The 21,578-nt window shown below is 72.6% G+C and carries 16 protein-coding genes and 4 pseudogenes; 11 read left to right on the plus strand and 9 right to left on the minus strand.

The window, feature by feature from the left end; all coding sequences use genetic code 11:
- The 8 genes and pseudogenes from ACIPXC_RS01355 to ACIPXC_RS01390 all read left to right on the plus strand — a co-directional run.
- Positions 1 to 254: pseudogene (locus ACIPXC_RS01355) on the plus strand (glycosyltransferase); the annotation flags it as partial.
- Positions 251 to 1,507 (plus strand): cytochrome P450, encoded by a 1,257-nt coding sequence (locus ACIPXC_RS01360; protein WP_401612088.1) that lies wholly within the window; start codon positions 251 to 253, stop codon positions 1,505 to 1,507. The pseudogene ACIPXC_RS01355 and the gene ACIPXC_RS01360, both read left to right, overlap by 4 nt.
- 255 nt (positions 1,508 to 1,762) lie before the next feature.
- Positions 1,763 to 3,766, plus strand: coding sequence for a hypothetical protein (locus ACIPXC_RS01365; protein ID WP_401612090.1), 2,004 nt, complete (start codon positions 1,763 to 1,765; stop codon positions 3,764 to 3,766).
- Positions 3,759 to 5,750, plus strand: a complete 1,992-nt coding sequence (locus ACIPXC_RS01370; protein WP_401612093.1) for a TOMM precursor leader peptide-binding protein — start codon at positions 3,759 to 3,761, stop codon at positions 5,748 to 5,750. The genes ACIPXC_RS01365 and ACIPXC_RS01370 overlap by 8 nt, the downstream gene beginning before the upstream one ends.
- 6 nt (positions 5,751 to 5,756) lie before the next feature.
- Positions 5,757 to 7,391, plus strand: coding sequence for a nitroreductase family protein (locus ACIPXC_RS01375; protein ID WP_401612095.1), 1,635 nt, complete (start codon positions 5,757 to 5,759; stop codon positions 7,389 to 7,391).
- Positions 7,388 to 8,956 (plus strand): SagB family peptide dehydrogenase, encoded by a 1,569-nt coding sequence (locus ACIPXC_RS01380; RefSeq protein ID WP_401612098.1) that lies wholly within the window; start codon positions 7,388 to 7,390, stop codon positions 8,954 to 8,956. The genes ACIPXC_RS01375 and ACIPXC_RS01380 overlap by 4 nt, the downstream gene beginning before the upstream one ends.
- A gap of 5 nt (positions 8,957 to 8,961) precedes the next feature.
- Positions 8,962 to 10,191 (plus strand): NAD(P)/FAD-dependent oxidoreductase, encoded by a 1,230-nt coding sequence (locus ACIPXC_RS01385; protein WP_401612101.1) that lies wholly within the window; start codon positions 8,962 to 8,964, stop codon positions 10,189 to 10,191.
- A complete protein-coding gene (locus tag ACIPXC_RS01390; RefSeq protein WP_401612103.1) occupies positions 10,182 to 11,003 on the plus strand; it encodes an NAD-dependent epimerase/dehydratase family protein in 822 nt (273 codons plus the stop codon). Before ACIPXC_RS01385 ends, ACIPXC_RS01390 begins: the two co-directional genes overlap by 10 nt.
- On the opposite strand, the gene ACIPXC_RS01395 is transcribed toward ACIPXC_RS01390, so the two are convergent.
- Positions 10,931 to 12,346 carry an NDP-hexose 2,3-dehydratase family protein gene (locus ACIPXC_RS01395; RefSeq protein WP_401612106.1) on the minus strand — a complete coding sequence of 472 codons (1,416 nt, stop codon included), beginning with the start codon at positions 12,344 to 12,346 and terminating at the stop codon, positions 10,931 to 10,933. The genes ACIPXC_RS01390 and ACIPXC_RS01395 overlap by 73 nt on opposite strands.
- A 220-nt stretch (positions 12,347 to 12,566) precedes the next feature.
- Between ACIPXC_RS01395 and ACIPXC_RS01400 the strand changes: the two genes are divergently transcribed.
- Both ACIPXC_RS01400 and ACIPXC_RS01405 read left to right on the plus strand, forming a co-directional pair.
- Entirely contained in the window at positions 12,567 to 13,793 is a 1,227-nt protein-coding gene (locus ACIPXC_RS01400) for a macrolide family glycosyltransferase (protein WP_401612108.1), read from the plus strand.
- Between the two features lie 23 nt (positions 13,794 to 13,816).
- Positions 13,817 to 14,851 (plus strand): Gfo/Idh/MocA family protein, encoded by a 1,035-nt coding sequence (locus tag ACIPXC_RS01405; protein WP_401612111.1) that lies wholly within the window; start codon positions 13,817 to 13,819, stop codon positions 14,849 to 14,851.
- On the opposite strand, the gene ACIPXC_RS01410 is transcribed toward ACIPXC_RS01405, so the two are convergent.
- The 7 genes and pseudogenes from ACIPXC_RS01410 to ACIPXC_RS01440 form a co-directional block, all read right to left on the minus strand.
- Complete coding sequence (locus ACIPXC_RS01410; protein ID WP_401612113.1) at positions 14,820 to 15,278, minus strand: hypothetical protein; 459 nt, start codon at positions 15,276 to 15,278, stop codon at positions 14,820 to 14,822. The genes ACIPXC_RS01405 and ACIPXC_RS01410 overlap by 32 nt on opposite strands.
- 37 nt (positions 15,279 to 15,315) lie before the next feature.
- Positions 15,316 to 16,389 (minus strand): methyltransferase, encoded by a 1,074-nt coding sequence (locus tag ACIPXC_RS01415; protein ID WP_401612115.1) that lies wholly within the window; start codon positions 16,387 to 16,389, stop codon positions 15,316 to 15,318.
- A 32-nt stretch (positions 16,390 to 16,421) separates the two neighbouring features.
- A complete protein-coding gene (locus ACIPXC_RS01420; protein ID WP_401612118.1) occupies positions 16,422 to 17,663 on the minus strand; it encodes a cytochrome P450 in 1,242 nt (413 codons plus the stop codon).
- A 131-nt stretch (positions 17,664 to 17,794) separates the two neighbouring features.
- Positions 17,795 to 18,481: a LuxR C-terminal-related transcriptional regulator gene (locus ACIPXC_RS01425; RefSeq protein ID WP_401612121.1), complete on the minus strand. Its 687-nt coding sequence runs from the start codon at positions 18,479 to 18,481 to the stop codon at positions 17,795 to 17,797.
- A 218-nt stretch (positions 18,482 to 18,699) separates the two neighbouring features.
- A pseudogene (locus ACIPXC_RS01430) lies at positions 18,700 to 18,927 on the minus strand (IS5/IS1182 family transposase); the annotation flags it as partial.
- 44 nt (positions 18,928 to 18,971) lie between these two features.
- Entirely contained in the window at positions 18,972 to 19,250 is a 279-nt protein-coding gene (locus tag ACIPXC_RS01435) for a hypothetical protein (RefSeq protein WP_401612123.1), read from the minus strand.
- A 6-nt stretch (positions 19,251 to 19,256) separates the two neighbouring features.
- Positions 19,257 to 20,207, minus strand: a pseudogene (locus ACIPXC_RS01440) (IS5 family transposase).
- Between ACIPXC_RS01440 and ACIPXC_RS01445 the strand changes: the two are divergent.
- Positions 20,184 to 20,924: pseudogene (locus ACIPXC_RS01445) on the plus strand (condensation domain-containing protein); the annotation flags it as partial. The pseudogenes ACIPXC_RS01440 and ACIPXC_RS01445 overlap by 24 nt on opposite strands.
- A 228-nt stretch (positions 20,925 to 21,152) precedes the next feature.
- On the opposite strand, the gene ACIPXC_RS01450 reads toward ACIPXC_RS01445, so the two are convergent.
- The gene (locus tag ACIPXC_RS01450; protein ID WP_401612125.1) at positions 21,153 to 21,548 is read right to left on the minus strand and encodes a RidA family protein; all 396 of its coding nucleotides are present in this window, start codon (positions 21,546 to 21,548) and stop codon (positions 21,153 to 21,155) included.
- Between the last annotated feature and the right edge of the window lie 30 nt (positions 21,549 to 21,578).

The following is a 21,578-nucleotide window of genomic DNA, read 5'->3' on the forward strand; positions in this document are numbered from 1 at the left end:
CGATCGTTGCGATCCCGCAGATGGGAGAGCAACGGGCGAACGCCGACCGGGTCGTCGAACTCGGCCTCGGCACCCTCCTCCACCGCCACCGCCTCACCCCCGACCAGCTGCGCAGCACCGTCGATGCCACCATGCACGACCCCGGAATCCGCGCCCGTCTCGCCGTCATGCGCGAGCGCATCACTGCCACCGGCGGCGCCACCGCCGCGGCCGACGTCATCGAGCACCACCTCACCCACCAGGACCCCCGATGAACCACGTCGAACCGGTGGACACACCGGAGTTCCTGGCCGACCCGCACCGCGCCTACGCCCGGATGCGATCGGCGTCGCCTGTCCAACCGGTCTGCAATCCCAGCGGATTGACGTACTGGATGATCACCGGCCACCAGGCGGCGCGGTCCGCGCTGGTGGACCCCCGACTGTCCAAGGAACCCCGGCGCGTCGCCGACGTCCTCCAGGCCGCCGGGTACGCTACCGAGGGCGCCGGGAGCTACTTCCTCCCCATGGTCAACAGTGACCCGCCCGAGCACACCAGGCTGCGCAGGCTCGTCTCGCACGCCTTCACCGCACGCCGGATCGAGTCCCTGCGCCCGCGCGTCCAGCAGCTCACCGACGAGCTCCTCGACCGGCTCGCCGAGGGGAGCACCCCCGGCCGGCCCGTCGACCTGATCCGGGGCTTCGCGTTCCCGCTGCCGGTCCTGGTCATCGCCGAACTCCTCGGACTGCCGCCCGCGAACTCCGGCCGGCTGCTCGCCTGGGCCGAGAAGATGTTGCGCCCGACCGACGGCCCCCGCACCCCGGCCGTCCGCTCGCGTCGGCTGCGCGCGTGGTTCGCCGCCCTGATCGAGGCCAAACGGCGCGGGGTGTCGTCCGAGGTGCCGGTTGACGAGCAGCCGGACCTGCTCAGCGCGCTCATCACGGCGCAGGACCGGGGCGCCGTCCTCACCGAGCAGGAGCTGGTCGACCTGGCGGTGCTACTGCTCGTCGCCGGGCACGAGACGACCACCGGTCTGCTCGGCAACGGCGTGCACACCCTGCTGCGCCACCCGGACCAGCTGGCCCTGCTTCGGCGGCGCCCCGAGCTGATGGCCACCGCCGTGGAGGAATTGCTGCGCTACGAGGGACCGTTGGCGCGGGCGACCCTGCGCGTCGCGGCTGCGGACCTGACCATCGGCGAGGTGTGGATCCCGGCCGGCAGCGTGGTCAACGTGTCCTTGGCGGCGGCCGGCCGCGACCCCGAGGTCTTCCCCGAGCCGGACCGGTTCGACCTCACCCGCCCGCCCGGCCCCCACCTGGCCTTCGGGCACGGGATCCACTACTGCCTGGGCGCTCCGCTGGCGCGGCTCCAGGCGGGCGTCGCCCTCGCCTCGCTTCTCGGACGCTTCCCCGACCTCGCCCTGGCCGAGCCGGACGGGGACCTGCCCTGGCTGCCCATCAGCGACATGCGGGCCCTGCTGAGCCTGCCCGTCCTGCTGCGGAACCGGCCCGAGCACCGGCCCGAGTAGCGGCCCCGGGCGCCGGGCCGAGGACCCGCGCGAGCGCCGGCCCGGGCACCGGCCTGAGTCCGCCGTTCAAACTGCGGGCTGAGCCGGGCCGGGATCCGTCACCCGGGGTGGAGGGTGGAAAGCAGTCCACCGTCGGACGACGTACCGCCGGGCCGCTGACAGCATGGGGAAACGCCAGGCCAGAGGGCAGGCCGCTGGTCCGCCACGGTAGCCGCCGGCCCGAGTCCGACCCCACCAAGGCGGGAGCCACTTTCCATGCAGAGCACCCTTGCGGCCGTACGTCCCCGGCTGCGGTCGGGCGTCTTCTTCGCGCCCGCGCCCGACGGCACCGGCGTCGTACTCACCGACGGCACCGAGCTGGTGACCTTTCACGGCGCTTCCACCTACGCGTGGTTGGAGCGGATAGCTCCGCACCTCAACGGGAAGCACACCGTGGCGGAGCTGACCGGCCGGCTGACCGCCGAGAAGCGGGCGATGGTGGAACGGCTGGTCGGCGCGCTGGCCGAGGCGTCCCTGCTGCGCGACGTGGCGCTGGACCGGCCACACACCCTCTCGCCGGCGGAGGTCGACGCCCACCGGGCGGAGATCGCCTTCATCGATTCCTTCCGGGACTCCCCGGAGCTGCGGTTCGAGTGGTTCCGGCGGTCCCGGACGCTCGTGGTCGGCGCGGGCCGGACCGCCGTGGCGCTGGCCGAGGCCGCCGTCGGGGCCGGCGTGGCCGACCTCACGGTCGCGGTCACCGGCCAGTGCCCGACCCGCGAGGAGCAGCTCGACGAGCACCGGACCGCGACCTCCGCGCAGGACCCGGGGGCGCGGATCTCCGTCCACCGGCTCGACGCCGCGGGAGAGCCGGAACTGCGCCCGCTGGTCGAGGCCGCCGAGCTCGTCTTCTACGCGGCCGACCTGCTGGTGCCGGAGCAACTGGATGTCCTGGAACGGCTCTGCGCGGAACTGGGCCGACGCCTGGTGCCGGCTGCCGTTGTCGCGGACGAGGCCTGGATCGGCCCGGTCGGTGGCCGGCAGGGGCCGACGGTCGGCTGGGCGGGCCTGTGGCGGCGGGTACGCCCGGCCGGCGGGGTGCTCGCCGTGAGCGAGCTGCTCACCGGGCCGGTACCGGGGATCATCGCGAACCACGCCGTCTTCAGGGCCTTCGAGCACGTGACGGGCGTGGCCGAGCCGGACCCGGACAGGGCCCCGGACGCGGATACCACGGTCGTCCGGCTGGACCTGGAGGACCTCCGGACCGAGGTCCACCATCTGCCGGCCCGGCCCGTCGCCGCGGTCACCCGGGCGGAGACCGCCGAGGCGTGCGCGGCACGCGTGGCCGACCTGGAAGCCGGTCCCGAGTTCGGGCCGGAGGCGCTCGCCGAGCGGACGGCCCCGCTGCTGGACGACCGGCTGGGGGTGTTCGGCCGGGTCGAGGAACACCACTATGAGCAATTCCCCTTCCGGGTGGTCCGGTTGGATGTGCTCGACACCGGCGAGCGGATCTGGGGTGCGGGCCCCGACTTCGCGCAGGCCCGGGACGAGGCGCTGCGCGCCGGGCTGGCCCGGGTGGCCGCCCAGGCCGCCGCAGCCGCCAACTCCGAGGAGACGTACGGGACATCGCTGATCGACGGGGCGGTCCGCGTCGTCCCCGCCGCGCGGGCCTGCTCCGAGGGGAACGATCTGCTGGGCATCGCCGCCGGTTACACCTGGGCCGCTGCCGTCGAGCGCGCGCTGCTGGACCACTGCGCCCACGAGGCCGCCGCCCGGTCCGGGCCGACGGGCCGCCTCGACCTCGCCGACGCGCCGCTCACCGAGGCCGCCCGGCACTGCGCCGACCTCCTGCGCATCGCCGGCCGCCGAGTGGAGGTGACGACCCTGCCGCCGCTCGGAGCGGTCCCGGTGCTCTCCTTCCGCCTCGACGGCGACCTCATCGCTCACCGGGCCGGCGTGACCACCGCTCGGGCGCTGGAGGACGGCCTGCGCCAGGTCCTGCTCGCACACCAGTCCCGCGCGACCGGCCAACCGGAGTACGCGCCCCGCTCGCCGCAGCCGCCCGAAGCCGAGACAGAACTGCCCCTTGAGGAGGCCGAGACAGAACTGCCCCTTGAGGAAACGGACTGGGACGAACCTGCGGCCGACGGGCACGGCCGGATCCTCCTCGACGCCCTGCGCTCCATCGGCCGTGAACCGGTGGTCGTTCCGCTCGACCACGACGCCGCGCTGCACACCGCGCTGCCGTATCTGACCCGGGTGGTGCTGCTCGATGTCTGATCCGCTGAAGACGTCCGGGCCGATCAAGCCCGCGCTCACCCTCCTCGGCGACGACGGGATCATCCACACGACCGTCCGTGCCGTCCTGGCAGGCCACTTCAACGTGCGCACCGCGGAGGCCGCCGCCGGTAGCGTCGCCCTGGTCCTGGCCCGCGACGACGCCCGGCCGGACGGCCTCGCCGAGGCACGGAAGACGGCCGAGGCCGCCGGCCTGCCCTGGCTGCCCGTCACCACCGAGTCCAGCGCCGTCCACCTCGGCCCGCTGACCGCTCCGACTGCTCCGACCGCTCCCACCGCCTGTCCGAGCTGCGCCGTCGGCCGTCGCCGGCTCGCCCGGACCAAGGCCCGCGCCCACCAGGCGATCCGGGACCTGCACGGCCCCGCCATCGACGCCCACCGCTCCACCCTCCTGACCCGCCCGGCCGCCGCAATCGCCGCCCGACTCGCGCTCGGCGAACTGTCGTTGCTGCCCGGGACCGCCCCGGAGCCAGCGAGCTTCCTGCGGGTCGACCTGACCACCCTGGCCATGAGCCGCCACCGCCTCCTGCCCCACCCCGGTTGCCCCGACTGCGGCGGGCTCCCGGACGACACCGCGGAGGCCGCCCGGATCACCCTGCGGTCCCGGCCCAAGCCCGCCCCCGACGTGTTCCGCGAGCAGGACGTCACCCAGCGCGCGACGGAGCTGATCGAGCGCTACGTCGATTTCGCGGCCGGGATCATCCCGTCCGTCCGCACCGAGCGCAACGGCCAACTGCCCCGGGCGGTCGCCCTGCTGAGCTCGCTGCGCGGCAACGAGTCGCAGAACGGCTGGGGCCGCACCCTCGACTTCCGCAGTGCCCGGCTGATCGCCGTTCTGGAGACGCTCGAACGCTTCGGCGGCGAGAAGCCGCGCGGCCACCGCACGACCGTCCGCGCGAGCCGCCGCGAACTCGGCGACCGGGCCGTCGACCCGCGCACCTTCGGCCTCTACCCCGACGACCGCCACACCATCCCGGGCTTCCCGTACCTCCGCTACCACGAGGACCTGGTGGTCCCCTGGGTCTGGGGGTACTCCTTCGCCCGCAACGAACCCGTCCTCGTCCCCGAGCGGTACGCGTACTACGCGGCACACAGCGACGACGACCCGCGCTTCGTCTACGAGATCTCCAACGGTTGCGCCATGGGCGGCTCTCTGGAAGAGGCGATCCTCTACGGACTGCTCGAAGTGGCCGAGCGCGACGCCTTCCTGATGACCTGGTACGGGCGCCTCCCGGTGCCCCGCATTGACCCGTCCACCGCCCGGGACCGCTCGATCCCGATGCTGGTCGAGCACCTGAGGTTCCGCACGGATTACGAGATCCGGCTCTACAACACGACGGTCGAGCAGCGGATCCCGACCTTCTGGGCCATGGCCCTCGACACCACCGGCGACACCGCGCGCCCGAAGGCGCTGTGCGTGGGGGCGTCGGCCCTCCAGCCCGAGAAGGGAGTCGCCAACGTCCTGCACGAGATGGCCCACCTGCTGGAGCACACCCGGATCTACGACGCCGCCGAGCGCGAGCGGGCCGCCCGGATGGTCGAGGACCCGTCCCTGGTGAAGATCATGGGCGACCACTCGCTGCTCTACAGCCACGAGGCGGCCTTCGACCGGTTCGAATTCCTCCTCGCCGACGACCGGGAACCCCGTAGCTTCGACGACTTCGCCGACCAGTGGGCCTGGCCCCGGCACACCGACCTACGCGGCGACCTCACCGAACTCCTCGGCCGCTACCTGGACGAGGGCCTGGACGTCCTGGTGGTCGACCAGACCACCCCCGAGCACCGCGCCGGCGGGTTCGCCTGCGTCAAGGTGATGGTGCCCGGGACGCTCCCGATGACCTTCGGCCACAACAACCGGAGGGTGGACGGCCTGCCGCGACTGCTCACCGTCCCGCACCGGCTCGGGTACCGGGACGCGCCGCTCGCGCCGGCCGACATCAACCCCCACCCGCACCCGTTCCCCTGAGGCCCCATGAACCCGATGTCCCCGGGCGAGCGCTACTGGCAGCGGTCGCTGCACGACTTCGCCGCTATGACCGCCCCCGGCACACCGGTCCGGGAGGGCGGCGCCACGGATCCGCCGCGGTTCGCCGCCCGCCGGGGCCGCGCGGTGCGGCCGCTCGCGCCGGTCCCGCGCGAGCTGGGCGACCTGCGCTCGGCCTTCCACCACTTCCGCGCGGCGGCGCCGGAACGCTGCCCGGCACCGGCCGAGCACGGCCTGGACCCGGCCCGGCTCTCCGCGCTCCTGCACTACACCTGCGGGCTGGTCCGGACCGAGTTCGGCCCCGCCGCCCGTTGGCCGTACCACCGCACCGCGCCGTCGGCCCGCTGCTTCGCACCCACCGAGCTGTCGTGCTGGCTGCCGGGGTCCGCGGAGCGGCCCGCCGGGCTGTACGGTTACGACCCCGCGCACCACCGCCTGTACCTGACCCGGCCCGGCGACCACGCGACCCTGCTCGGCCGGGCCCTCGGCGCCGACCCGGAGGGCGCGCTCGGCGTCCTGCTGTTCTCCTCGGTGTTCCGGCGGACGGCCTTCAAGTACGGGAGCTACGCGTACCGGCTGTGCGCCCAGGAATCCGGCCTGGCCGCCGGGAACGCCCTGCTCGTGGCGGGGGTCCTCGGCGTCCAGGGGCAGGTGCACCACCAGTTCCTGGACGGGCCGCTCGCGGAGCTGATGGACCTTGACCCGTCGGCCGAGAGCGTCATGGCGGCCGTCGTGCTCCGGCCGTGGCGCGGCGCCCGCCGGGCGCCGGTGCGGGCCGGCCGCGAGGCCACGGTGGTGATCGAGCAGGCCGTCGATCAGCCCGTCGATCAGCCCGTCGATCAGCCCGTCGATCAGCCCGTCGAACCGGCCGACCTCACCGAGCTGCTGGCCGTCGACGCGGCCGGCCGGCTCGACCGCACGAGCGCCTTCACCCGACTCCCCGCCGTGCCGTCGCCGCCGCCGACGCCCCCACCTCCCGGCGCCGATCCCCCCTCGGAGCTGGCCGCGCTCTTGCGCCGCCGCAGCTCGGGACCGCCGACGTTCACCCCGCTCCGCCGGACGATTCCGGCGCGGACCCCGCTGCGCATCGCCCGGCACGTCCTCGACCCGCACGCCTCGGACGTGGTCGACGACGGGAGCGGCCCCCCGGTGCTGTGCCACTTCTGGTCGGTCGACGTCGACGGACTCGACGCCGGCGCCCACCGGCTGGAGGACGGACGGTTGCGTTTCCTCGGCCCCGTGGACGCGGACTCCCTCGCCCGGCAGGCCGCCAACGTCTCCTTCCGTACGGCGAACGGCGTCTTCTTCCTCTCCGCACCGAAGGACGACGCCCAGCGTCTCTTCGGCGACCGCTCCTTCCGGATCCTCCACCAGGAGGCGGGGATCGTCGCGCAGCGGATCTGTGTCCTGAGCGCTGCCGAGGGGCTGGCCGCCCGCATCCACAACGGCTACGACGCCCGCCTGGTGGCCCGAGAGCTGCGGCTGCCACCCGGCCACGAGCCGCTGTTCCAGATCGTGCTCGGCACCCCCGGCCCCGACCCCCGCTACCTGATGCCCATCGCCCTGCCCGCCGGCCCGGCAGGGACCGGAACCACTCTTGAGAACAGGACGGACACCCGATGACCGCACCGGCCGCCCCCGTTGCCCACGGGCCCGCGATCGGCAACGCCCGGGGCGCGGCCGCGCGGCGCTTCCTCGCCGACGGCCACCTGCCGCCCGAATACCTGGCCGCCGCCAACCCGCGGGCGCTGCCCCCGGTCCACAAGCGCTACCCCCGCGCCGGGCGCACACCGCTGCCGGCCGTGGACCACGGTCTCGGCGAGCTGCTGCGTCGGCTCAACGGGCTCACCCGGATGCGGTGGATGAGCGGCCGGGTGCCACTCGGGCTGAGCCCCGTCGGCCGCACCCGCCCGGGCACGCTCGTCGCCCCGGCCCGGCCCGTCGCCTCCTCCGGAGCCCGCTACCCGGTCGAGGTGTACCTCGCCGCGTCCCCGGCCGCCGGTCTCCCGGCAGGCCTCTACCACTACGACCCCGCGCACCACGCGGTGGACCGGCTGCGCGAGGGCGACGGGCGCGGTCGGCTGACGTCCTGTCTGGCCGAGCCGCCGGACGCTCCGCCCGCGGCGGTGCTGCTGTTCAGCAGCGTCTTCTGGCGCAACTGCGCCAAGTACGGGCCCTTCGGGTACCGCCTCCAGTGCCTGGACACCGGGGTCATGGTCGCCCAGGCCGTTGCCGCCGCCTGGGCGCTGGGCTACGTCCCCCGCGTGCACCTGCGCTTCGACGACGAGCGGCTCGACGGCCTGCTCGGCCTGGACTCCGAGGCCGAGAGCGTCCTCGCGGTCGTGACCATGGAACGACCGGAAGCCACCCTGCCCGCGCCACCCGACGAGGTGCCCGACTGGACGGCCCCCGCGCCGGCCGGGCTCTCGCCCCGGCAGGCCCTGTCGGAACTCCCCGCGCTCGCGGACGTCGTGGCCCTGCACCGGGCCTGCCGCTCGCCGCTCGCCACCGGCCCCCGGCCGCACAGCGAGCCCTGGACCCGCACTGCCCTGCCCACCGGTCTCTCCCGGCAGCGCCCCGGGCGGACCGGCGTCGATCTCGCCGCCGGCCTCGACGGCCGTCGCACGGCCTTCGGCTACCTGCGCCGGCCACTGCCGCAGGAGCCCCTGGGCGCCCTCCTGCACGAGGTGACCCGCCCGATCCGGACCGATACGGCACCCGCCCCCGGCCAGGGCTACGGGACTTCGCTCGCGTGCGTCGTCCAGCAGGTCACCGGCGTCCCGCAGGGGTCCTACTGGTACGACCCCGACGACTCGGCGCTGCTGCCCACCCGAGGCGACGGCGCGCGGGCTCTCGTGCTGGCGGCCAAGAGCCCGATGCTCGCCGACGAGTGCCGCAACTCCCCGGTGACGCTGCTCCCGGTGGGCGCACCGGAGTCCGGCCTGGCCGCGTTCGGCGACCGCTGGTACCGGATCCAGCAGATCGAGGCCGGCCTGCTCGCCCAGCGCACCGCCCTCGCCGCCGCCGCACTGGGCCTGGGCAGCCACGTGCACTGCGACTTCGACGTGGCCGGGGCGACCGCCGCCCTCGGGCTCGACGACGGTCCGCTGAGCGCGCTCGTCCTGGTCACCGTGGGGGCCGTCGGGCCCGGCCACGTCGAGCCGCAGCAGTCGCTGGGGCGGTGGTGACGTCGGTGATCGCCCCCGAGATGTACGACGTGGTGGTCGTGGGCGCCCGGTGCGCCGGCGCCCCGACGGCGATGGGCTTCGCCCGGGCCGGGTACCGGGTGCTGCTCCTCGACCGGATGCGCTTCCCGAGCGACGTGGTGTCCACCCAGCACATCCACCGGCCGGGCCTGGCCCTGCTCGACCGCTGGGGCCTGTTCGACCGGATGCGAGCGACCGGCTGCCCGCCGATGACGCGGATGTCGTACTCGGTCGGCGAGGTGACGATCAGCGGGGTGATCCCAGCCTCCGACGGCATCGATGCCGCCTACGCCCCGCGCCGGTTCGCGCTGGACGACCTGCTGGCCCGGGCCGCCGTCGAGGCCGGGGCCGAACTGCACGAGAACTGCACCGTCCGCGAGGTGCTGTGCGAGGACGGCCGGGCGACGGGCGTGCGCTACCAGGACGGCTCCGGGCGCCTGGTGGAGGTCCGCGCGCACCTGGTGGTCGGCGCGGACGGCATGCGTTCGACGGTCGCCCGGTTGGTCGGCGCCCGCACCGAGCACACGGACCCGACCCTCACCTGCGCCTACTACGCCTACTGGGAGGGGCTTCCGACGGACTTCGAGATCTACGAGCGCACGGGTGCGCTGATCGCTGCCCTGGCGACCAACGACGACCGCACGCTGGTCGTCTCGTACCTGCCGCAGGAACGATTCGCCGCCGCTCGGCGGGATCCCGAGGCCGCCTACCTCGACGCCATCCGGTCGACCGCGCCCGCGCTCGCCGGGCTGCTGCCGGCCGCCCGGCGAGTGGGACGCCTCCGGGGCACCGGCAGTCAGCTGAACTTCTTCCGGCAGGCGTCCGGCCCCGGCTGGGCGCTGGTGGGCGATGCCGGCTGCCACAAGGACTCGGTGACCGGCACCGGCATCACCGACGCTTTCGAACAGGCCGAGTTGCTGGTCGCGCAGGTGGGCCCGGACCTGGCCGACCGACGGGCCGTCGACGGCGCCCTGGCCCGGTTCGCCGCCGGCCGCGGGGATCGGCTCACCCCGCGCTACCGGGTGGCGTTGGACGCGGCGCGGCTCGAAGTCCCGGACGATCGTGTCGAGTTGATGCGCTGGATCAGCAACGACCAGCCGTCCTGCGACACCTACCTCGCCATCGCGGTGGGCCTGGTCCAGCCCGCGGACTACCCGGCACCGGCCGGGGCCCCGGAAGGCCGGGAAACCCCGGAAGGAGAGCACACGTGGAAGTGATCGGCCACGGCTTCATCGCCCGGCACCTGGCCGCCCTGGCCGCTCCGGGTACCGAGGCCGCCCCGGACGACCGGCATCCGGACGTCACGGTGATCGCGGCAGGGGTGTCCAGCACCCGGGTCTGCGCGGAGCCGGAGTTCCGGCGCGAGGCCGACCTGGTCGCCGCGGTCGCCGAGCGCTGCCGCGCCGAGGGCCGGACCGTCGTGTTCCTCTCGACGGCCTCCGCTGCCCTCTACGGCGGTGGCGACGGTACTGGCCAAGAGGAGAGCCCGCCCGCCCCCGTCTCGGCGTACGGCCGGCACAAGGCGGCCGTCGAGGGGCTGGTCGCGAACTCCGGCGCGCGCTGGGTGGTGCTCCGGCTGAGCCACCTGATCGGCCACGGGCAGCATGCGGAGCAGCTCCTGCCCGCCCTGACCCGGCAGATCGAGTCCGGCTCCGTCACCGTCTACCGCGGCGCCTACCGGGACGTCCTGGACGTCGAGCACTTCGTCGCCCTGACGGACCGGATCCTCGCCGCCGGGGTGCGCGACGAGATCGTCAACGTGGCCTCCGGGGTCTCCGAACCGGTCGAGCTGATCGTCGACGGGATCGAGCGGCGGCTCGGCGTCACGGCTCGGCGGACGTTCGTGGACGCGCCGGCGAACAGCGCGCCGGTGTCCGTCGCCAAGCTGCGCGGGATCGTGCCCGGGCTGGACGGCTTCGGGTTCGGCCCGGCCTACCTGCCCCGGCTGCTGGACCGCTACGTGCGGCCGACCTCCGCCGCCCCGGTGCCCAGACAGGCCAGGAGCGTCCGGGCCTGGACGTTGACGTAGAGGCCGTGCCGGGCGAGGGAGGTGAGCTGGGCCGGGGTGAGCCAGCAGTAGCCCTCGGGCAGGGGCGCCGGCAGGTCGTCCTCGGCGGTCTCGACGACGAGGTAGCGGCTCTCGGCGTCGAGGAAGCGCCCGCCCTCCTCGGAGTGCACGGCGTCGTAGCGGATCCGGGCCGGGTCGGCGGACAGCACCAGGTCGAGGAAGGGCGGGTGCCGGTCCGCCGGCAGGTGCGCGTAGCTGGCGGGCGTGCACTGGACGGTGGGGCCCAGCTCCACGGTGTGACGGAAGCCGGCCTCCACCCGGGCGTGCGCCAGCAGGTGGAGCACCCCGCTGATCCGCCGGGCGAGGAAGGCCGTCACCCCGGTGCCCACCGGCTCGATCAGCGGCTGCGTCCAGCGTGCGATCTCCCGGCTGCCGGCCTGCACCGAGACGGCCACGACGCGGAAGTACCGCCCGTCGACGTGGTCGATGGACCGCGCCCCGCGCTCCCAGCCCGGCAGAGCGGCCAGCGGCACGCGCTCGGCGCGGACTTCCCGCCGGGCGCGTTCGGCCGTGAACCAGGAGAGCAGTTCGGTGTCCGAGTGGAGCGCCTCGAAACCCTCGTCCCCCAACTGGAGGCAGGCGAGGACCGAGCGGGAGTCCATGTTGATCAGGTTCGGACGGCGCAGCAGCGCACCGATCTGGCCGAGCGTCAGCCACACGAAGTCGTCATGCAGAGGGACGTCGTCGAACACCTCGACGACGATGTTGCGGTTGTTCTTCCGGTAGAACCAGGAGCCGTGCTCGGACTGGAGGACGTCGACGAGGACCCGGCCGCGCCCCGGGTGGACGAAGTACTCCAGGTACCGCACGCCGAACCCCCGGTGCACCCGGGAGTAGTTGCTCCGGGTCGCCTGGACGGTGGGCGAGAGCTGGAAGAGCCCGGGGTTGCCCGGTTCGGGCTTGGCCTGCATCAGGAAATGCAGGACGCCGTCGAACTCCTTCGCCAGGATGCCCAGAATTCCGACCTCGGGCTGGTGGATTATCGGCTGGTGCCAGCTCCGGTCGGCGGCGCCGTCCGGTTCGACGTGCAGTCCCTCGACCGAGAAGAACCGGCCGGTGCGGTGCCCCAGGTTTCCGGTGACCGGGTCGAACGACCAGTCCGTCAATTCATCGAAAGTGATCCGGTCGACCCGGAACGGGCTAGCCCGGGCCCGTTCCCGGAACCAGGCGGAGAATTCCGCGAGGTCGGGGCGGGTGCCGTGGTCCCGGACCGATCGCCGCAGCCGCCCGGACAGATCGCTGTCGTCCCGCCGGCGGAGCGCGAGCTGCTCGCGGGGTGGCGGGGCGGTGTTCACACCTATCATCCGGGTCGGTCTCCAGATCTCTTCCGGTTTTTTTCCGGGAGGTTCCATGATGACCGCCCGTCACCGGTTGCTCTTCCGTCGCCGGACTGAGTTCCGGAATAAGCCACCCGTCTCAGGTCCGCGTTCCGGGTCATTCCTGGGAACCGGTCGAGAATCACCCCTCGGCGTGTGTCCGGCCCTCTGTTAGGATGCGGGCAAAAAATCGCCAGGGGGAAATCCAGTGGCACATATCGGATTCTTCAATATTCCCGGATTCGGTCACGTCAATACGACGACTGGCCTGGTCGCGGAACTCGTGGCCCGCGGGCACCGGGTGAGCTACGCCGTGCCGGAGTCCCATGGCGCCGAGGTCCGGCGGGCCGGGGCGGAGCTGATCCCGTACGAGACCGGGATGACGGACCCGGGCTCGACGATGACAGCGACGGCCGACCCGGACCGGTTCACCACCGTCGACTTCGTGCACAACCTCCGGGGTGTCCTGCGGGAGACCCGGTCGGTGGTGCCCGTCGTCGAGGCCGCGTTCACCCGGGACACGCCCGACCTGGTGCTCTACGACGGCGTGCTGGGCTGGTCCGGGCGGATCGCCGCGGACCGGCTGGGCATTCCGGCCGTCCGCTGCCTCCCGACGATGGCGGCGAACGAACACTGGTCGCTGGCGGCCGGCGGCTACGCCGTCTTCGACGTCGACGACCCCGAACTGACCGCCGTCTTCCGGGACATCGGGGAGCTGTTCACCGCGCTGGGCGTCGAGCACCTCGGGGAGGAGTTCTTCGGCAACGCCGGGCCCGGGGCGGCCACGCTGGTCTTCGTGCCGCGGGCATTCCAGCCCGCCGCGGGCACCTTCGCCGACACCGTCCACTTCGTCGGCCCTTGCGCGGCCGAGCGCGCCTTCGACGGCAGGTGGACGCCCCCGGCCGACGGCCGCCTGCTCGTCCTGGTCTCGCTGGGAACGCTGCAGAACGACCAGCCCGGGTTCTTCCGCGACTGCGTCGACGCGTTCCGCGACGCCCCGTGGAACGTCGTGCTGGCCGTGGGCCACCGGATCGACCGCGCGGCGCTCGGGCCGGTCCCGCCGCACGTCGAGGTCGTTCCCCACGTGCCGCTCCAGCAGGTGCTCCGGCACGCCGACGCCTTCGTCACCCACGCGGGCATGGGCAGCCTGATGGAGGCGCTTACCGCCGGCGTCCCGGTCGTTGCGGTGCCGCAGATGGGCGAGCAACGGGCCAACGCGGACCGCCTGCTGGAGCTCGGACTGGGATCGCTGCTGCGCCGGCCCGAGGTCACGGCCGCGACCCTGCGCACCGCCGTGGCGGACCTGCTGGCCGACCCGGCGGTGCGCGAGCGGGCGCGGGCCATGCGCCGGGGGATCCAGGAGGCGGACGGCCCGCGCACGGCGGCGGACCTCGTCGAGGCGCAGCTCCGGCCCGAGCAACCGGCGGTGCGATGACGGGGCGCGGAACCGGCGGCGCGATGAGGGCCCGCGGAACCGGCGGCGCGACGAGGGGGAGCCCGCTCCGGATCGGCGTTCTGGGGTGCGCCGACATCGCGTGGCGCCGCATGCTGCCCGCGATCGCCGGCTGCCCGGACACCCGGCTGGTGGCGATCGCCTCCCGGGACGCGGCGAAGGCCGCGCGCTTCACCGGACGGTTCGGCGGCGAACCGGTCGTCGGGTACGACCGGCTGCTGGAGCGCCCGGACGTCGACGCGGTCTACGTCCCCCTCCCGGTGGCCCTGCACGCGCCGTGGGTCGAACGCGCCCTGCGGGCCGGCAAGCACGTGCTCTGCGAGAAGCCGCTGACCGGGACGCCGCAGGGCACCGCGCGGCTCGTCGCCCTGGCCGCGGAGAGCGGCCTGGCGCTGCTGGAGAACTACATGTTCCTGAGCCACCGCCGGCACGCGCTGGTCCGCACCTTGGTGGCGGACGGGGCGATCGGCGAACTGCGGCACCTGTCTGCCGAGTTCGCCGTCCCGCCCCGGGACCCGGCGGACATCCGATACCGGCCGGAGCTGGGTGGCGGTGCCCTGCTGGACATCGCCGGTTACCCGGTCCGGACCGCGCAGTGGTACCTGGGCGACGAACTCACCGTCGTTGGAGCGTGGTTGAACGAGGCGGCGGGCGGGGTCGACGTCTCCGGTGCCGCGCTGCTGGCCGGCCCGGAGGGTGTGACGGCCCAGCTCACCTTCGGGATGGACCACGTCTACGGCGCGCGCTACGTGCTCTGGGGGAGCACCGGCCGGGTCACCGTCCCGCTCGCCTACACGCCGCCGGCCGCCGCGGGCACCAGCGTGGTGCTGGAAGGCCGGGACGGGGGGAGGGAGTTGGTCGTGCCGCCGGACGATCAGTTTACCCGCACCCTGCTGGCCTTCGTTGCCAGGGTGCGGGAGGGCGTTCCGTCGGACCTGGAGGGCGCGCCCCTGGTCCGGCAGGCCGAGCTGGTCGACCGGATCCGGCGGGCGGCGGCCTCCGCCGCCGTCAGCGCATCAGGCCGACCAGCCAGGGCGTGACGTTCGGACTGAGCAGCGGTTCCCGGTAGCTCGGTTCGCCGGGAAGGGTGACGATCAGGGTGCCCGACGGCGGGAACACCCTGGTCTTCACGTGGACGAGACCGGACCAGACAGCGTGCGGAAAGGCCGGCACCGAGTCCCGGGGGACGTCGAACTCCACGCCGTCCAGGCCGACCCTGGCCTCGTCGTGGTCGTACAGGCACACCTCGATGGCAGGCCGGCCGCCGATCCGGATGAACGCCTCGTGGGAGAAGAAGTTGTCGGCGTCGTCGCGCCGGTCCACCGAGAGGCCGGCCGAGGAGTCGTCGTTCCCGATCTCCTCCTCCACCGCGATCGCGTGGCCGAACTCCGCGGCGGTCTCCCGGATCGCGACGATGGCGCTCTGGGTGGTGGGCGGTGGCGCTTGCGCACGTGCGTCCTTTCGCACCTGTTCGTTGCAGTTCATCACTTTTCGTAGCTGTTCGTCAGTGCGCGGCCGGTACTGCCTCGATGATGCGGTACCCGGTGAAGCCGATCGGGTCACCGATACCCGCCGGTTCGAACCCGCCGGCCGTCAGGATCCGTCGGAACTCCTCGGCGGTGCGCTCCCGGCCGGACGTGGTGGCCAGCAGGTTGATGTCACTGATCACGGAGAAGTGGTCGGTCTGGGCCGTCATCCGCTCCGGCATCACGACCTCGACGACCAGCAGCCGGCCGTCGGCCGGGACGGCGCCCCGGCAGTTCCGCAGGATCCGGATGCACTGCTCGTCGTCCCAATCGTGCAGCACGCTCTTCAGCAGGTAGACGTCCGCGCCGTCCGGTACCGACGCGAAGAAGTCGCCGACGGCGATCTCGCACCGGTCGGCCACGCCGTGCGCGGCAAGGACCGACGGCGCTTCCGCCAGGCCGGTCGGGGTGTCGAACAGCGTGCCGCGCAGCTGCGGGTGGGCGGCCAGCAGGTTGGCCATGAGCGTCCCGTTGCCGCCGCCGAGGTCGACGGCCGTCCGGTAGCGCGCGAAGTCGTGGGCAAGCGCCACCGCGGGCGCCTCCAGACGTGCGCTGAGCGCCATGGCCTCGTTGAACTCCGACGACACCGCGGGCTGTTGGGCCAGGTAGTCGAAGAGCGAGACCCCGCGCACCTGTTCCAGCGCGGGGCCGCCCGTGCGCACGGTCGCCGACAGGGCGCCCCAGGCGCCCCAGATCCCCTCGTCGAAGTAAGGCATGAGCATGGGCCGGACCGAGTTCGGCACGTCCGAGCGCAGCAGTCGGCCGGAGAGGGTCAGTTCGAAGGTGCCCGCCTCCGGCTCCGCCAGCACGTCGAAGGCGACGAGGCCGCGCAGGACCCGGTGCAGCGCCCTGGCGTCGCTGCCGGTCAGCTTCGCGAGCTCCGTGGCCGTCCGAGGCCCCTCGGCCAGCAGGTCGGGGATGCGCAGACGGGCGGCGACGTGGATCATCTGGGCCGGCATGAACCCGAAGGCGAGCCGGTACAGGGCCGCGGCGGCCAGGTGCTCCTCCAGGCCGGGCGGCGGGCCGTCGGGGGCGGGGTGGGTGGTGTCCATGGTCACGTCTTCCTGGTCCTGACGGGGCCCGCTCAAGCAGCGGTCGGGGCCGGGGTCGGGGTGAAACTGACGGGCAGTCCGACCAGCCCGAACGTGATGCTGATCTGACGCCACCGCACCTCGTCGGCCGGTTCCCCGACCACCAGGTCCGGGAACCGGCGCAGCAGGGCGCCGAGGGCGACGGCGGCGAGCATCCGCGCGAGCGGGGCTCCGAGGCAGTAGTGGATCCCGTGCCCGAACGCCAGGTGCTGGTTCGGGCTGCGGGTGATGTCGAGGCGGTCCGGGTCCGGGAAGACCTCTGGGTCTCGGTTGGCGATCGCCAGGGCGATGTTGACGACCTCGCCCGCGCAAATCTCCGTCCCGGCGATGACGAGGTCCTCGGAGGCGACCCGGATCGCCGCCTGTCCTGCCGAACCCTCGAAACGCAGGAGTTCCTGCACGGCCGAGGGCGCCAGCTCCGGTTGCGCGCGCAGCAGGGCCAGCTGGTCCGGCCGGCGGCTCAGGCAGAGCAGCCCGTTGCCGATGAGGTTGGTGGTGGTCTCGTGCCCGGCCACCAGGAACAGCACGAGCAGGCCGATGAGCTCGTCGTCCGTCAGGACGTCCGTACGGTCGTCCGGGCCGTGCTGGGCCGCGATCAGGGCGCTCAGCAGGTCGGGCTGTTCGGCGGGCGGAACCGCGCGGTCGACGGTCGCCCGCCGGCGGTCCGCCAGCCGGACGAAGTAGGCGCGCAGCCGCCGGGACCGTTCGCGCTTGGTCGCCGGCCCGTGTTCGGACAGCATCGTGTCCGCCCAGCGCCGGAAGGCGGTCCGGTCCTCGGTCGGAATGCCGATCAGCTCGGCGATGACCAGCAGCGGCAGCGGTAAGGCGAGCGCAGGGATGAGGTTCGCCCGCCCCAACGGGGCCATGGCGTCGAGCAATTCATCGGTGATCCGCCGGGCGGCCGGGGCCAGGGCCGCGATTCGGCCGCGGGTGAACACCCCGGAGACCAGCGCGCGCAGGCGGTCGTGGTCGGGCGGGTCGCTGTTGGCCAGCGGCGACAGGTCGTTCTGCTCGTCGAAGGGGAAACCGGTCCGGCGGGGGTCGTTGGACAGCCGGCCGTCCAGCAGGGCCTGCCGGGCCTCCCGGTACCGCGTGATCAGCCAGTACTCGAACCCGCTCGCCTCGCGGACCCGCCGGACCGCCGGACCCACGCGCAGCTCGTCGCGCAGCGCCTGCGGGTCGGTGAACAGCCGACGCGGATCGAAGTCGAGCAAGGGCTCAACAGAGGGCTGCATGTTCTCTCCAGGAAGTTTCCGACCGGAGGACCTTCGCACGGTGCGGGCGGGCCCGTCTTCCCACTCGGGACTGAACTTCCGAGTCCGCCCTCCGCCTCCGGTCCGTGCCCGGGCGACCACCCGCCGGGCGGTTACGCAGCCGCGCGCGGTCGGACCAGGCCGGTCTCGTAGGCCAGGATCGCCGCCTGGGTCCGGTCCCGGAGATTCAGCTTCTGGCAGAGATGGTAGAGATGGGACTTCACCGTCGCTTCACTGAGCGAGAGTTCCTTGGCAATTCGCTGGTTGGAATGCCCGCTGGCAATCAGCGCGAGCACGTCAAGTTCGCGTGGGGTCAACACATCCAGCTGCGCCGGCCGGGCCGCGGCCAGGGCGTGGCTGCGCTGAATGAGGTGTTCCAGGAGCTGTACCGCGGGATCCATTCGGATGACCATCCCGCCGGCCGCGACATCACGGATGGCAGAGACCAGCGATTCGGCGAGACATCGGTTCGGAAGCAATCCCCGGATGCCCGACTTGAATGCCCGGAGGACGTCCCCGTGGGTCAGTTCGGAGGAGAGCATCAGGATGTCCGGGCGCTGATCGCGGAGCGAGATCCCGCATTTCGCAGCCAGTTCGAAGCCGTCCAGCGCGGTCGCATCGTGATTCACGAGAATCACGTCGGGGGAGAATTCCCGGGCCACCGCGATTGCCGTGCTGACGTCTTCCGCCTCGCCCGTTACGGTCATGTCCGAGGCCCGGCCGAGAATGGAGAAAAGACCCTCTCTGGTCAATGGTTGAGCGTCACAGACCAGGACTTTGATCGACGCGGAATTGCTCATAGTCCTACATCCCCCCATAGCAATGGTCATGCAGCCTAAGCATTTCGTGCACAGCCGAATGGAACGCTTCCCCGCGCGTCATTCGGTCATGCGTCAGGACTCTATCAAAGGCTCCAGGTGGTCTACACCTGTCAATGTGTGGGATTTGTGGCCCGCGTGTGCAGCGTGGCTAGCCGGGCGGGCCGCAGGCCGCCGCTAGGGCGCGCATTCGGTCGTGATCAATCGGTTCGAGTGAGGTCCTCGATCCAGATCATTGCGCCGCGGAGGTGGAGGCCGGCGAGGTAGCTTTCCGGGGTCTTGTCATACCGGGCGGCGATGCCTCGCCAGGCCTTCAGCTTGTTGACCAGGTGCTCGACGGTGTTGCGCTCCCTGTAGAGCTCGGCGTCGTGGCTGACGGGCCGGCAGCCTGCGCTGCCGTTCTTCTTCCGGTAGCTGCTCTGGTCCTCGTCCAGGGTCTGTTGCGAAAGTGGATCAAGGTCGTCTGCGTGGCTCACAACCCGCGGATGGCTTCAGCAAGTTTGGGGCCGTAGGACGCCCAGCAGATGAGTGAGCCGTCGGCAGCGAGCTGTCCCATGAACCACTCGTCGTCAGCTCGGGCGAGGCACAGGTCATGGAAGGACAGGATGATGTCAGGCTGGAGGGCGTCGTAGCCCGCGGAGCCGGACTGTTCGACTACGACGAGTCGTTCAAGCGAGAGCAGATCCGCTTCGGCGTCGCCGGAGACGGAACGGACCCGCTCGATCGTCCATTGCCGCATGGTCGCACCCATGGCGCCTTACAACCATTCGTTTATGGCGGCGACCAGCACCGTCGCGTGATAGCGGACGGCGAGCTCGTCGTACCTCCTGGCGACTGCGCGGTTGCGCTTGAGCCGGTTGATCCCGCACTCGACCGCGTGCCGCTGCTTGTGGTCGTCCGTGTCGAACCGGGGGCGGGCGGCCGCCTCGGGAGCCGAGCTTTCGACGGTTGCGGATCTGGTCCACCTTCTCCGGGAGTGTGTACTTCACGCCGTGTTGGCGCAGGTAGGAGTGGTTCGCGCGGGAGCCGTACGCCCTGTCCGCGCGGGACCCTGTCCGGCTTCGTGCGGGGGCGGCCCGGACCGATACTGGGCACTCGGATGGCGTTCAAGACCGGCTGGAACTGGGGACTGTCGTGCCGCTGGCCGGTGGTGACGAGCAGGGACAGCGGCTTCTGTCCCTGCTCGACCGCCAGGTGCGGCTTGGTGGTCAGCCCACCGCGCGAGCGCCCGAGTCCGTGGTCGTCGGGCTCAGTGTCGACGCCGCCGGGAGGCTCCTTCTGGAGATACCCCCTTTTACGCGTTCCAGCGGCATGCTGGTGGGCGCGCGCGATAGCCGAGTCCACGCTCACGTCCTACGTGATCAGGCCTTTTGTGTCGGCCTCGGCCTGCAACTGTTCGAAGATGCGCTTCCAGGTGCCGTCACGTTGCCACCGCCGGAACAGGTCGTAAGCCCGGTCCCACCGCCCGTACCGTTCAGGCAGGGATGGCGTTCCTTGTCGTGAAACGGTGTTGTACGACAAGGGACACGACCGCAGGCAGGTCACGCCAGGGCGCCCCGGTTCGAGTCCGCCACCGTATGCCGTCGATCAACTGCCGACGGGTCCACGTCCGCCGGCGCCCCGGCTTCCTGCCCACCGGCAGCAACGGCTCCAGCCGCTCCCAGAGGCCGGACTGGCCGTCCCGGTGGGGGGTGTTCGACCACCCCACCGCCGCCGCGCTCGCCACAGTGGCCACCGACACCGGCGACGACCCGACCGCCATGCCGCTCACCCCGCTCGCGCGCAGTGCCCTGCCCACCTCGTTCCCGCTGTCGTACGCCCAGGCCCGAGTCTGGCTCGCCGCCGAGATCGACCCCGACGGACCGAGTACAACACCGGCGGCGCGATCCGGTTGCGCGGCGAGCTCGACGTACCCGCACTCGAAGCAGCCCTGACCGCCCTCGTGGCCCGTCACGAGTCGCTGCGCACCACCTTCGACGCCGTCGACGGCCAGGGCATCCAGATCGTCCACCCCACCGCACCTGTCGTCCTCACCGTCGCCGACTGCCCGCCCGCGGAGCTCGACGCCGCCGTCCGCGCCCACCACGACCGGCCCTTCGACCTGCGCACCGGCCCGCTGCTGCGGCCCCTGCTGCTGCGCACCGGCCCCGACGAGCACCTCCTCGTGCTGTCCCTGCACCACATCGTCACCGACGGCTGTTCCATGGGCGTTCTGCTGCGCGAACTCGGCACCCTGTACGCCGGCGGTACGCTGCCCGCCCTCGCCCTCCAGTACGCCGACCACGCCCTGTGGCAGCGCCGCGCACTCACCGCCGAGGCGCTGAGCACCGATCTGTCGTTCTGGCGCCAGCAGCTGGCCGGCACGCCCGTGCTCGACCTGCCGACCGACCGGCCCCGCCCGGCGGTGCGCACCTCCGCCGGCGCCAGTCGGCGCTTCACCCTGCCCGCGCCGGTAGCCGCCGGCTTCGCCCGGGCCTGCGAGGACTCGTGGCGTCGGTCAATGGCTGGCCCGCCTCGTGGAAGTCGCCAGTGTCAATCCCCTCCGCGGCGAGTAGGGCTTGTGTCACCGGGTGGTACGCACACCGGAGTCGCCCACCTGCCCGCTGCTCGTGCCGGTTCGACGGGCACGAGCAGCGGAGGAAACGAGGTCACATCACGCGACGGCGGTGCCCTCGAGCTCGACCATCTGGCCGGGGATCGCCAGACGCGTCACCCCGAGCATGGTGGTGGTCGGTGCGACCCTGGCGGCGCCCAGCCGTCCCGCCAGCACGCCGTAGTGCTGGAAGAGCAGGTCGACGTCGGTCGTGTAGACGTTGAGCCGGACGAGGTTGGCGAGAGACATGCCGGCCTCGGCGAGCACGGCCTCGATGTTGTCGATGCTCAGCGCCAGTTGTGCCGCCATGTCACCGTCGTGCTCGGGCTTGCCTTCGCTGCTCATCGCGGTCTGACCGGAGATGTACAGGGTGCGCGAGTGCCCGGAAACGACCTCACCCTGGTTGAAGCCCATCTCCACCGACCAGGAAACAGGGTTGACCGCATTGCGTTCCATTGCCGCACTGGCTCCATTCGATTCACTGAC

The organism is Streptomyces sp. NPDC090021, from assembly GCF_044748225.1.
In the GTDB taxonomy this organism is placed as follows: Bacteria; Actinomycetota; Actinomycetes; order Streptomycetales; family Streptomycetaceae; genus Streptomyces.

Excerpts from the sequence above, each read along its gene's own strand:
- ACIPXC_RS01395 (WP_401612106.1), bottom strand. The coding sequence starts at position 12,346 with ATGATAGGTGTGAACACCGCCCCGCCACCCCGCGAGCAGCTCGCGCTC.
- ACIPXC_RS01370 (WP_401612093.1), top strand. The coding sequence starts at position 3,759 with ATGTCTGATCCGCTGAAGACGTCCGGGCCGATCAAGCCCGCGCTCACC.
- ACIPXC_RS01375 (WP_401612095.1), top strand. The coding sequence starts at position 5,757 with ATGAACCCGATGTCCCCGGGCGAGCGCTACTGGCAGCGGTCGCTGCAC.
- ACIPXC_RS01415 (WP_401612115.1), bottom strand. The coding sequence starts at position 16,389 with ATGGACACCACCCACCCCGCCCCCGACGGCCCGCCGCCCGGCCTGGAG.
- ACIPXC_RS01365 (WP_401612090.1), top strand. The coding sequence starts at position 1,763 with ATGCAGAGCACCCTTGCGGCCGTACGTCCCCGGCTGCGGTCGGGCGTC.
- ACIPXC_RS01405 (WP_401612111.1), top strand. The coding sequence starts at position 13,817 with ATGAGGGCCCGCGGAACCGGCGGCGCGACGAGGGGGAGCCCGCTCCGG.
- ACIPXC_RS01380 (WP_401612098.1), top strand. The coding sequence starts at position 7,388 with ATGACCGCACCGGCCGCCCCCGTTGCCCACGGGCCCGCGATCGGCAAC.
- ACIPXC_RS01450 (WP_401612125.1), bottom strand. The coding sequence starts at position 21,548 with ATGGAACGCAATGCGGTCAACCCTGTTTCCTGGTCGGTGGAGATGGGC.
- ACIPXC_RS01425 (WP_401612121.1), bottom strand. The coding sequence starts at position 18,481 with ATGAGCAATTCCGCGTCGATCAAAGTCCTGGTCTGTGACGCTCAACCA.
- ACIPXC_RS01360 (WP_401612088.1), top strand. The coding sequence starts at position 251 with ATGAACCACGTCGAACCGGTGGACACACCGGAGTTCCTGGCCGACCCG.
- ACIPXC_RS01420 (WP_401612118.1), bottom strand. The coding sequence starts at position 17,663 with ATGCAGCCCTCTGTTGAGCCCTTGCTCGACTTCGATCCGCGTCGGCTG.
- ACIPXC_RS01435 (WP_401612123.1), bottom strand. The coding sequence starts at position 19,250 with ATGGGTGCGACCATGCGGCAATGGACGATCGAGCGGGTCCGTTCCGTC.